Raw genomic sequence first — 12,134 nt, forward strand, 5'->3', positions numbered from 1 at the left:
TCATCCTTTCATTAGCACTTGAATGTCCGACATTTTTTCAGACGGTGCAATTCCTAATAACCAGCAAAACAACGGAGCAGCCATCAGTTGCTGAAAGTGGTCTTCTTGCAGCTGCTCCCGTTTGTTTGAAATTAAATAAAAAGGTACTTCCCGATGTGCTGCTAGGGTTCCACCATGCAACCCGTGCTCATCCATCCCATGATCAGCCGTCACTACTACTTGATAGCCCTTTTGCAGCCACTCTGGAATGCAAATAGCCAGTAAGCTGTCCGCCCGATTGACCGCTGCCGAATATTCCCGAGAATCAGCCGTAAACTTGTGACCGACATCATCAATATTCATAGAATGTACCAACAAAAAGTCTGGCTGATACTGATTGACTAAATAATTAGCATCCGCAAATAGATGGGAGTCGGGATACGTATCCTCACTATAAAAAATGCCATGCTGAATCAGTCGTTCCTCCTGGTGCTGAATTCGATCAACCAAAATATTATAGGGGGCTTGATTGTACAACTCGCTGTACCAGTGGTAAGCAGCAGCTCCTGTTTTACCGCCAGCTTGCTTGACTAACTCAAACAGCGACCACTCTTTGGATCGCTGGGCATGGTAATTGCTATAAATGCCATTCTCATAAGTAGGTACCCCCGTCATCAACACTTCATATAAGGGACGGGAATTGCTTGGCATTTCACTTTTCACCTTCAGTAAGCTTGCTTGTTGATGCTCTACTAAGTGATTCATGAACCCAAGTTGGGCGACGGCTGTGTCGTAACGGCAGCCGTCTAAAATAACCACTACTAGTTTGTCTAGCTTACTTTGCATGAGTCAACACCTCGGCCTGCCAAAGTTCTGGAAGTTCTACTGAGGTTTTGTCCCAAGCTTCATTGTCTTCAACCGGCACAGCTGCTTCATAGGCAGAATCCGGTAATAGCTTTTCTGCTACTTCCTTCGGTAATTCTACCTCACGAATTGGTCGTGCATAGCCCTTTGCCAAGTTAATTTGACCTTCATCAGATAAAATATATTCCCGAGCCAATTTTGCAGCGTTTGGATGAGGTGCATTCTTGTTAATCAAAGTAGTGTAACCACTAATGATAGAACCATCCGTTGGTACTGTCACTTCGAAACGTTCTGAATCAATTTGATCGCGATAATTTAGGCCGTTAAAATCCCAAACGACTGCTACATCAATTTCACCCTTTTCCAGATTAGCTACACTAGCATCGACTGTCGATATGCGGCCATTTTCAGCCATCTTTTTGTAGTAATCTAAACCTGGTTGGATATCCTTTTCGTCACCACCGTTAGCAATAGCCGCAGCCAATACAGCGAACTGTGCTTGGTTAGCAACAGTGACATCACCAACACTAACTTGATAATCCCCTTCTTGCAGTTCTTTCCAGCTAGTCGGTGCTTGCTTCACATTATCTTTGTCCGTAATAAAAGAGATCGTTCCAGTATAGCTTAACAACCAATCCCCATTATCATCTTTCGCCCAATCAGGAATCTCTTCCCAGTAACTCGTCTTATAAGGCATGGTCAGCTCTTTGCTTTCTGCCAAAGGTCCAAAGCTGATTCCAACATCCCCAATATCAGCTGTCCCGTTTTTCCCTTCGGATTCAAATTTTGCTAATTCTTCCGCGCTAGACATGTCAGTATCTACATGACTTAAACCATATTCCTTTTCAAGGTCCTCCCAGGTTCCTACCCAGTTGGCCCAAGTATCGGGCATTCCTAAACTGGCTACTTCCCCTTCTTCCTTGGCTTTTTCAATAATCGTATCTAAAGAGTCATCCTCAGCAGCTGATTGCTTTTCGGCTTCACCTGATCCACAGCCTGCTAGTATTACACTTAGTGTTGTCATACAAATTAAACCCATTGTAATGTTACGAAATTTTTTCATTCATCTATCCCCTTTCGATAATTCCACTCTAACAAAGCTTTGTAATAAAAGAATCAATTTCTTGAAAAGTTCTTGTGAACAATGTAAAGGTTGTATATGGTTTGTAAATTTCGGCGAATTTCTGTTAACCTTCCTTAACTTTTAAGTTATGATAATAGAAAAAGGAGGTCCAACATGCAGTATTATGATCAGCATCTTCATACCTATTTTTCTTTTGATTCAGAAGAGCAATTTGAAAGCTATTTAGCGTATCAACCGGAGTTTTTTGTATCCACTGATCACTTTGACCTAAGTAATCCTTCCACTGGAAAGAATGATATTCCCGATTATTCGGCCTACGTAAAAAAACTAGAGCAATTAAAAGCAAGCAGTGCGACCAAATTTTTACGAGGGATCGAGATCGGTGTTGTTCCAGGACAAGAAGATCAGATTATCGCGTACCTTAACCAACATCCGCATGATCTTAAACTGATAAGCATTCATCAGAATGGTCGTTTTGATTACATGGATGACGTCGTTTTAACTAAGGACCCCATCCAAACGACCCATGAATATTTTGATCAAATGCTGAAAGTATTGATGCAATTTCCTGAAGGAGATATTTTGACCCACTTTGATTACGGCCTGCGCCGTTTCACCTTCACTCCCGAAGAACTTGCTGAACATTTTGAAACTCAGCTGATTGCTATTTTCAAAAAAGTAGTTGAAAGAGAATTGGCGATGGAATTAAATGCTAAAAGTTTTTTGAAGTATGGCAATGAAGATCTCTATCGGTATGCTGTCCCGCTATACCAAAGTGTTGGCGGAAAGCTTTTTACTTTAGGTTCAGATGCTCATGTAGCTGAAGACTATCAGCTAGGCTTCAAAGAAATGGGACAGCTCTTAACTGACTGCCAAGTAGAAAATTTACTAGTTGTTCAAGGAAAAGAACGTTACCTTACTCCATTGCCAATTTTATGATCACTATATAATAGAAGAAAGTGGGGAAAAATTTGAGTACACTACGTGACTATAACCAAGAAGCGCCGATCAACCACCTGATTGCCCGGCACTGGGATACTATCGAAATAAAGGAAGTCTGCCAAGGATTGCTATCGGCCATTCCCCAAGGTAATTTGATGGATTACCTAGTGTCTGACAGTTTACAACGAGAGCAGGTATTCGCGTATTTCGCAACCTTTGAGAACCAACCGCTTGATTACCTGCATAGTGAATTTCATCTATTTTATCAAGTGGCTGCACCAGATGACTACACTGATTTACGAGGACAACTACAATTGACTTTTCAAGCTGGAGAAACAGCTTATACTGTTTTGTTAGGAATGGCTCGACTTGGGGATCAAGCTGAGCTTCGCTGGTTAATCTATGATATTCTTTGGCAGGATCAAGGCGTTTTGGTAGCGGCCGTTCCCTTGATTCAATTGGAAGAACCTGATCAGGAGGAAGTTTGTGTTTTAGTGACGGATTTCGGGGGAATTCGCCTACGTTTGTTTCCAGAACAAGCGCCGTTAGCTGTGGCAAATTGGCGGACCTTAGCTAAACAAGGTTTTTATGACGGCACACCATTTGCCCGTGTGATCAAGGATTTTGTCATTCAAGGTGGGGCGCTGGACGGTTCTGGAGATGAAGCAATTTCTAGCTATGAGGGCTTTTTCGCTGACGAAGTTCATCGCGGTCTTTATCATTTTAATGGTGCCTTGGCTTTAGGCAATCATGGTCCTCATACCAATGGCAATCAGTTTTTTATCGTGCAAAATACTAAGGTAAAAACGAATCAGCTGCCTAAACTTTCGCTTCCAAAGAATGTAAAGCAGGCTTATTTGGATCTAGGCGGATTGCCGGAACTGGATGGTCGCTATACAGTATTTGGACAAGTTTATGAAGGAATAGATGTGGTGGAAAGAATTGCTGCACAAGCCACAGATCCCGAGGATTCGCCTGTACATCCCGTATTTATCCAGCAAATACTTTTTGACTAATCGTTAGAAGCTTTATACATGACTTTTTCTGCATACTAAAAAGCTGTAGAGACCTTAAATTTTAGTCTTCTACAGCTTTTTTAATAGATAAATGTTTGTGCCAAGGTGGTAACTGGCAAATGAGGAACGGTTCGAGCCAGCTGATCTGCCAATTCAAACATTTCCGCAAAGGAAGGCGAAGGAATATCCCCCAACGGGTACTCCCGGCCTAAAGTTTGGTAACTATGCATGCCATAACGATGATACGGCAGCAACTCCAACGGTACAAAGTGATCAAGATCTGCCACAAAACAAGCAATCATTAACAACTCTGTAACGTTCATGTTAATTCCTGGGATCACTGGAATCCGAATCCGTACTTCACAGCTTGGGTATTCAATTAGAAAGCGGCGAATATTGGTCAAAATACGTTGATTGCCTAATCCTGTCCATTTCTTATGCAGCTCATCTGTGAAAAACTTTACATCCACGAACAAAGTATCTACATAAGGAGCTACCTTTTTAATTTCACTGTAAGGAACACAAAAGCTTGTTTCCAACGCCGTATTTATACCAATATATTTGGATTTCTGCAAAATTTCTCGAGTAAAATCAGCCTGTATTAGTGCTTCGCCTCCGCTAATAGTAACCCCACCGTCTGAATGAAAGTAAAAGATATCATCCTTTTCAATTTCATCCATTACCTCGTCAGCAGTCATCCGCTGGCCGTAGACTTTTTCAATCAATTTGCTTTGTGACTCAGGAGTAGAACACCAGGCACAACGCAACGGGCAGCCCTTTAAATAAACAACTGTACGTAAACCTGCACCATCATACAAAGCACCCTGTTCTATTCTTAATACTGTTCCTTCCATACTTCACCTGCCACCAAACCTCTTTGCGGGGTTCGGTTAATAATCTCATTTTGAACTTCCTGACTCAAATCAACAAAATAGGTTGTGTAGCCTGCTACACGAATTAATAAGCCCCGATACTCCTCGGGAGCTTCCTGCGCATGCAGCAGCATATCCCGATCCACTACGTTAAAGTGAGCATGGAAAATGCCCAACGAACAAATTGATTTCAACATAGCCATCATTTGAGTAATTCCCTTTTCCGTACGGATTAGTTCTGGAGCAATTTTCATATTCAACAATGTTCCCTGAACAAAACGGTCGTGGGGAATGTTCGACACCGAACGCAAAATTGCATTGGGACCGAGATAATCTGTTCCTCCACTTGGACTAACACCATCTGCTAACGGCGAAGATGCTTTACGACCTGAGGGTAGTGCTCCTACGGATAAGCCAAATAACGTATTGACCGTTACTGGCAGAATACCTGGTGTCATCTTTCCGAATTTACTCCGATAAGATTCAATTTCATCAGCAATAAATGTAAACATTTCGCTGGCAATCTCATCGACTACTGGATTGGCATTGCCGTATTTTGGAACGTCTTCACATAAACAGCGAATAGTTTCATACCCGTCAAAATCATTCTCAATGGCCGTCAGCAGTTCATCCATTGTCAAACACTGCCTGTCATAAACCAGTTCCTTCACCGCCGCCAGCGTATTGATTAAATCAGCTACTCCAACAGAAGTAATTCCGTTGCCACAGGTATATTTAGCGCCGCCTCGTGAATAATCTAGCCCCTTTTCAATACACTCGCGATGCGTCAAGGACAAAACTGGGACAGGTCGTTCCATTGAGAGCTCGTCAATCACATGACTACCCTTCACACAAGCTTCAATCACATAAGTCATTTGAGCCTTGACCGCTTCTTTAAACTCGTAATAGCTGCCAAAGACTCGTGGATCACCGGTTTCAATCGAAATTTTTTCGTTGGTTTTAGGATTTTTTCCATTGGTTAAAACTAGTTCACAAACACTGCCTAAGTTTATGTCCGCCAATGAGGTGTATTGCTTCATTCGCCCCTCTAAACTCGTTTCCACACACCCACAAGGATTCCAGTCAAAGGCCTCTTTCAACGGAACGCCTTTATTCATCAGCATCCGCACACCTACATCATCATTATGGAATGCTGGGAAGCCGGTTCCTAGTTTAATCAGCTCAACAATCCGCCGCAAAAAACGATTGGAATTTTTTGCCAAGCTGTAGCGTACTGATAAAGAAGGTTGAGACAAACGAACCTCTTCTGTAGCCTGTAAGATCAGATAGGAAAGCTCATTCACTGCATCACGGCCTAAGCTATCCACTCCACCAACACAAACATTCTGCAAAGTTGGGTAGCCTGCTACAAAGGTTGATGTCGCCTTATCCTGGAATAAACAAACCTCATTTAATTTCACCCATAAACAATCTAGAAGCTCTTGGGCACCTTCATCTGTCATTCGTTTAGAGCGGATATCTTCTTGGTAGTAAGGATACAAATACTGATCCATCCGTCCTGGATTGTATCCTTCAGCATTTTGTTCTATGAATAAAGACATATGATAAAAATACAGAGACTGCAAAGCTTCGTGGAAGGTTCGTGCCGGATATTTCGGTACCCGTTGACAAATTTTCGCAATTTGCAGCAGCTCAGTTTGTCTTGTACAATCGTTTTCAATTGATGCCAAGCGCAAAGCTTCCTCTCCATAACGAGCCGCTAATATTTCCAACCCTTCCAAGGTAATCAACAAGGCTGACAAGTAGCAATCCTGCTCATACGCTCCTGGCTCGGTCAGATTTAATGCTTGTTTACGAAGCAAGACATGCTTTTTGATCCCAACTAATCCTTCATCAATGATCTGCTTGTAACTAGCAGTCACTTCACCCGATCCTCGCATCAATCGTTTATCGATGAAAATCACACCATTGTCTCGCAGGATTTTGGTATCCTCTGGAATTTGTTTCACCCAAGCGTCATAGGCTGCTTTGCCTTGCCAATAAGGTTGAATTTCTTCCAGAAACATTTTTTTATTCTCTGGACTTAAATAAAAAGGATCCTGAGGCCGAGTACTGATTGTTTCTAATTCATCTGCTAATACTGACCAGCAAGTATCTACGCTTACAAGTCCGCCGCGCAATTTACTACCAGGACAGCCGACAATCAATTCATCCTGAAAAATCTCAATCGTTTTTTCTTCACATTGCGCCTTAAAAGCCTTGGCCTTGCGGACTGCCAATGGCTCCCCTGCTGTTTCCTTGAATACTCTGGTTAAAATTCGGGCATTTTCCAAATCTATTTCTGGTTCAGTCCTTCTGAGTCTCTGCTTCATTCGTTCGATTCTACGAAAATAGTCCTTCATTAAGACAAGCCTCCGTTCATAAACTGCTATTTGTTTCCATTTTACGCCCATCCATTAAAAAAAACAAAAGATATCATTAAAAATTGCGCTGTTTCAATTTGTTTTTTAGGAAAAACAGTCGGTAAAAGCCCATGCTAATAGATTAATTCATACTTTTCCTTGAGCTTAATAAAATGAGTTCTCAATTATAAAAAAACTTTTAACCTTTCATATATATAATTATATTCTATAGTGGTGAACATTTAACTATAGTAACCTTCTATCCATCCGATTCTCTCATATTTATAATCTTTTTCATTCTTAAGATAGTCTTAGCAACAAGAGCTCCCTTAACGTAAAAAATCTTTCCTCTGATACACAAATACTGTATCAGAGGAAAGATTCCATAAAAGATTACATCCCGTTGCGTTTGATTTTTTGATCCCAATTTTTCGTATAAATAGGCTGCTCGTTTTCCGACACATCCATTTGACCGGTAATATAGAAATAGTCTTTATCCGAGGTTTGTGTCGTCGTAATATCCGCATTGGTCCACCAGCCCTCACGACCAATTCGCATATTTTGAGTAATCACGTAATGAGCGGACAATGGATCTTGATTCGATAAGGTCAATTCGCGCTTCAAATTGTGTTCAACTGTCACATCCACTTCATCAAAACGATAAATTCCTTCACCGAACACGCCACCAATTCCATTCGTCATACAAGTCCAGGTATCGTTAACTAAATCGTAGGTAATTTCTCGTTCCACCTTACCTTCTGATAAAATAGTCATTGGTGTCAATGGAGCAGATTGCGCTTCTGGATCTGGCCCCGAAATCTCTGCACCATGGAAAATCGGCAATACAAAGCGAGCATCTTTCAAATTAAGAGTTAAGCTGTAGTCCTCTGGCATTGTCCAAAACATCGGCCAAGCAGTATTAGCCAAAGATAATCGAATTCGATGCCCTGCCTTAAAGCGATGGCCGCAACAATCTAAGCCAACAAAGGCTTGAACCTCTTCACCCGGGGTCAAATGAACCACCTTGTCATGTCCTTGTAAGTGCGTTAAATTCATCACTCCATAAGAAACCCGAGTAGAAGCCCCATCTGGACCAACATCACATAAAGAAGCATAAATCATAGCATTGGGCTTATCGCTGGATAAGTTGATTTCAACCTTTGGATAACCAAAGATTTCCAAATCCTCTTCCAGTATTTCTGAATCGAAGGTCATAGACAAACCATTATCTAAACGCTGGTCCCCCGGAGATTCTCCCGGCACACCAGCACCCATCCATTCATTAGCCAGCAAAGTGTGATTCAATGGGGTATGCAAAACAGCCTTCTTTTCCTGATCGCCCCGTTCATGAACCAAACGTCTATAGGTTAAGCCATAAGCTTTTGAAGTAACTTTTTTTGATGGCCAGTCCTCTAACCCAACCCATCGACCTTTACTTACCGGCACATGAGTAGACGGAGGCATGCTGTCCTCGATCCAAGCTTGAACCATCGGACCGTCCATTGCTCCATTGTCTTTCCCCTTAAGCCAATGATCCCACCACTTCACGCCTTCACCTAAGAAGTTAATCGCTGGTTCTGGTACACCATCGTGGGAATAGACATGAGCCCATGGCCCAATAATTCCTTTTTTCGGCACACTCAACCCCTTCAATAAACTTAATACGGTATTAGTATAAGAATCGGCATAACCATCTATACAGAAGACCGGCACCTGAATATCTTCATAGTTTTCGCAAACCGAACCATGCTTCCAGTAGTCATCCCGCGTTTGATGCTCTAGCCAGTTTGCCATCCACAATGGCATATTTTTCAAGCGATCCAGCCACATTTCTCGCCAGCGATCACCCACAACATTGGGATCAATCGCTCGTGACTGATAGCCCAGCATAATTGCGCCCCACCAAAAGCTGTCATTTAAAATTAAGCCGCCCTTGTAATGGATATCATTATTGTAACGATCATCGGTGTAACCAACCACCATAACTGCTTTTAAAGCTGGCGGTTTGCGGGCAGCAATCTGCAGGGAATTAAAGCCGCCCCATGACTTACCCATCATTGCCACTTGACCATCACACCAAGATTGTGTACTGATCCACTCAATAATCTCCATCGCATCGTCTTGTTCCTGTTTTAAATACTCGTCTTCCAGCAGGCCATCTGACTCTCCCGTTCCCCGCATATCCACCCGAACAACGTTGTAGCCATGACCCGAGAAAAAACCATGCATAGGATTATCTCTTCCCCGAGTCCCATCTGTTTTACGATAAGGCAGGTACTCAAGAATTGTTGGCAACGGCTCTTCTGATTCTGGCAGCCAGATCCGATAAGACAAACGCGTTCCATCAGATAAAGTAAACCACTCATTTTCGATTACTTTTACCTGATAAGGAAATTCTGTTACGATTTTTTTCACTATTGGTTCCTCCTTATTGTTGCGCTTCTTTTAGTTTCTGTTCTTCCTTATATTTCTTGCCATAGGTTCTGCCCCAAATGATACACAGAACAGCTCCAATTACTGCCATCGCAATCATTAAACTAAAGTAAATAAAGTATCCGGTATTTCCTTTAAAGCGATCCAAAATATTTCCAGCTACTAATGGCGCAATAACCTCTGGTAAATAGCCTAGTGTACTAGCTAAGCCGATAGCAACTCCCGATAGTCTTAAAGGAATACCTCCTTCTGACATAAAGGAGAAGAAAATCCCGTAGTTTGAATACATCGCCAAGTAAACCATACTTGCAGCAACAATCAATAGAACCACCTGGATTTGCCCGCTCATTCCTGCAATTGAAACCATGAGCAGTGTGCCTAATCCCATTACCACAAACCCCGCCATCATTACCGTTGACTTACTAATTTTATCAGCCAAAAACCCTCCAATCGGAGCTGCTACCAGCCGACAATATTGGGCCAAAACTGTCACTATTGCCGCAAAAACTGCGGATGTCCCGATAATATTGGAGGCATACGGTGTGAAGTAATAAATCGACATATTGAAAATATAGCTTGTGAACATCATTCCAACAATCAACCAAATCGCTGGCATTTTCAGCACATCCAGTACATCCTTGAACTTAAATTTCTCTCCCGATACATCTTCAACCGAACGTGTCGGCTCTTTTACCAAGAACAAAAAGGCCAAACCGCATAGAATCGGAATGACTGAATAAAAGATAATAATCCAGCGCAACCCAGCCGCCTCAGTTAGAGCTTTTTGGAAAAAACCAAAAATAGCTGTAGCAATCGCCATATGAATCACGTTGGTAATTCCTCGCGTCCCTTCAAAAATGCCATATGCACGACTTTGTTCATCATCCGCTGCTTGCATGCGTACAATTTTTAGCAAAGCTGGCCAGAAAGTCAAAAGAGAGGTCACACCCCATAAAGCATAAATAAGAAAAAGTGCAATAAAGCTAGTAAAAAAGAGGTGCAAAAAGCCCCCTAATCCAGTTGCAATCAGTGAGAACACCAGCAATTTCTTCGCCGCAAAACGATCGGCTAAAATTCCTCCTATTAAATAGGAAACAAGTCCCATAAAACCATAGGCACTTCCCAGTGATCCCATTTGTGTGTTAGTCAACCCGTAGGTCGCAATGTAAGCATCATAATAATACAAACGAAAATAGGCCAAACCATAAATAATCGAACCTGCAATTGCCAACAAAACAACTGTAAAAAAATTCTTTCGTAATCCCTGCTTCACATCTGCCGTATCCATCATAACTCCCCCTTTTTTTCTCATAATCGTTTCCGTGCTTGCCGCTCATCCTATCGCACTGTTTGATCGAAGATTCACATGTTTTTAACTCCTAAGAAACAAACATTTCGTTTTCTTACAACAGAATAAAACATTGTGGTGTTCTAATAAAATTTTAACATGAAAATTTTATTAGAACAATGTCTGATTGAACGCTTACATGCTTAAAAAACCTAAGGACATAACTGCCCTTAGGTCGCTCGTGGAACTACTGCCTGCCTTTTAAGCTGCTCCTCCACATCAGTAAATGTTTGTTCATCCAGGGGATTATTTCGCATCCGTTTCCGGTATTCCGTTGGTGTTTCACCTGTACTTTTCTTGAAGGTTCGACTGAAAACAATCAGGCTGTTAAAGCCCACCTGAACGGCAATTTCCTCTACCGATTCTTGCGTATACGCCAGCATAAAAGCCGCTCGGTTGGTGCGGACTCCATTTAAATATTCCTTAATCCCCATATCCATCTGCTTGCTGAAAACTCGCGATAAATGACTACGGTTCACAGCCAAATATTTAGCAATAGCTTCAACAGTTATTTTTTCTGCATAGTGCTGCTGTATGTATTCAACTGTTGCCAAAGCCAATGGTGAAGACAGTTCTTCAGCTGAAGCATTGATTTTTCCCCCATCCTTAAGCAAATCCCCTAAGAAATGATAGGTTTTTTCATTCAAAGCTATTTCATTCAGCAAACTGTCTTGACTAAACGTAAGACAGTCCTTGATTATCTCTACATATTGATGGGTATTAGAAGAAATCATAGTAAAGCCCTCTTCTCCAAAAGCCGAATGGCGAATAATTTCTTCCGTCGTCTCACCACTAAAAGCTAGCCAGCCATACAACCAAGGCTCCTCTGCATCAGCACGATAAAAAGTCGTCAATCCAGGACGAATGAGAAAAAGATCTCCTTTTCTTAGTTGAAATTTTTGATCCTTAACATGGTAAGTCCCCTTGCCCTCCAATACTACGTGCAAAACGAAGCATTCCCGGATCGCTGGCCCAAATGAGTGATAGGGCAAGGTTCTAGAAATCCCACAAAATTGAAACTGCAAATCACCAGAAAGATAGTGCTGACCCTTTTTCAAAAATAATGCCTGCTCCATATTTGCTCACACTCCCTACTACCAGTATAATAAGATGCAACAAAAAGTTAAATAGTAATCACAGAAGTAAGTTAAAAAGGAAGCGTTTTTTTGATACTATTTGGTATATAAAAGCCGATATTGGATCAAAATGCTCATTCAGAGATATATGAAAGGA

At 41.8% G+C, this 12,134-nt stretch carries 9 protein-coding genes; 2 read left to right on the forward strand and 7 right to left on the reverse strand.

Annotation, left to right across the window (positions count from 1 at the left end):
* Together IGI46_RS20690 and IGI46_RS20695 are read right to left on the reverse strand one after the other, a co-directional pair.
* Positions 1–825: an alkaline phosphatase family protein gene (locus tag IGI46_RS20690; RefSeq protein WP_429965958.1), complete on the reverse strand. Its 825-nt coding sequence runs from the start codon at positions 823–825 to the stop codon at positions 1–3.
* A complete protein-coding gene (locus IGI46_RS20695) occupies positions 815–1,906 on the reverse strand; it encodes an ABC transporter substrate-binding protein (RefSeq protein WP_429965957.1) in 1,092 nt (363 codons plus the stop codon). Before IGI46_RS20695 ends, IGI46_RS20690 begins: the two co-directional genes overlap by 11 nt.
* Positions 1,907–2,080: 174 nt before the next feature.
* Here IGI46_RS20695 and IGI46_RS20700 point away from each other — a divergent pair, with 174 nt between their 5' ends.
* Both IGI46_RS20700 and IGI46_RS20705 read left to right on the forward strand, forming a co-directional pair.
* Positions 2,081–2,866: a PHP domain-containing protein gene (locus IGI46_RS20700; RefSeq protein ID WP_207701733.1), complete on the forward strand. Its 786-nt coding sequence runs from the start codon at positions 2,081–2,083 to the stop codon at positions 2,864–2,866.
* 32 nt (positions 2,867–2,898) lie between these two features.
* Positions 2,899–3,885, forward strand: a complete 987-nt coding sequence (locus IGI46_RS20705; RefSeq protein ID WP_429965956.1) for a peptidylprolyl isomerase — start codon at positions 2,899–2,901, stop codon at positions 3,883–3,885.
* A gap of 80 nt (positions 3,886–3,965) precedes the next feature.
* Here IGI46_RS20705 and IGI46_RS20710 read toward each other — a convergent pair whose 3' ends face one another.
* The 5 genes from IGI46_RS20710 to IGI46_RS20730 all read right to left on the reverse strand — a co-directional run bounded on the left by IGI46_RS20710 (position 3,966) and on the right by IGI46_RS20730 (position 11,977).
* Complete coding sequence (locus IGI46_RS20710) at positions 3,966–4,739, reverse strand: glycyl-radical enzyme activating protein (RefSeq protein WP_429965955.1); 774 nt, start codon at positions 4,737–4,739, stop codon at positions 3,966–3,968.
* A complete protein-coding gene (locus tag IGI46_RS20715; RefSeq protein ID WP_429965954.1) occupies positions 4,721–7,120 on the reverse strand; it encodes a glycyl radical protein in 2,400 nt (799 codons plus the stop codon). Before IGI46_RS20715 ends, IGI46_RS20710 begins: the two co-directional genes overlap by 19 nt.
* Before the next feature lie 393 nt (positions 7,121–7,513).
* Complete coding sequence (locus IGI46_RS20720; RefSeq protein WP_429974173.1) at positions 7,514–9,535, reverse strand: CocE/NonD family hydrolase; 2,022 nt, start codon at positions 9,533–9,535, stop codon at positions 7,514–7,516.
* Between the two features lie 13 nt (positions 9,536–9,548).
* A complete protein-coding gene (locus tag IGI46_RS20725) occupies positions 9,549–10,841 on the reverse strand; it encodes an MFS transporter (protein ID WP_429965952.1) in 1,293 nt (430 codons plus the stop codon).
* A 230-nt stretch (positions 10,842–11,071) separates the two neighbouring features.
* The gene (locus IGI46_RS20730; RefSeq protein ID WP_429965951.1) at positions 11,072–11,977 is read right to left on the reverse strand and encodes a helix-turn-helix domain-containing protein; all 906 of its coding nucleotides are present in this window, start codon (positions 11,975–11,977) and stop codon (positions 11,072–11,074) included.
* Between the last annotated feature and the right edge of the window lie 157 nt (positions 11,978–12,134).

Origin of the sequence: Enterococcus sp. AZ163, assembly GCF_050498925.1 — a bacterium.
GTDB lineage: Bacteria > Bacillota > Bacilli > Lactobacillales > Enterococcaceae > Enterococcus_A > Enterococcus_A ferrettii.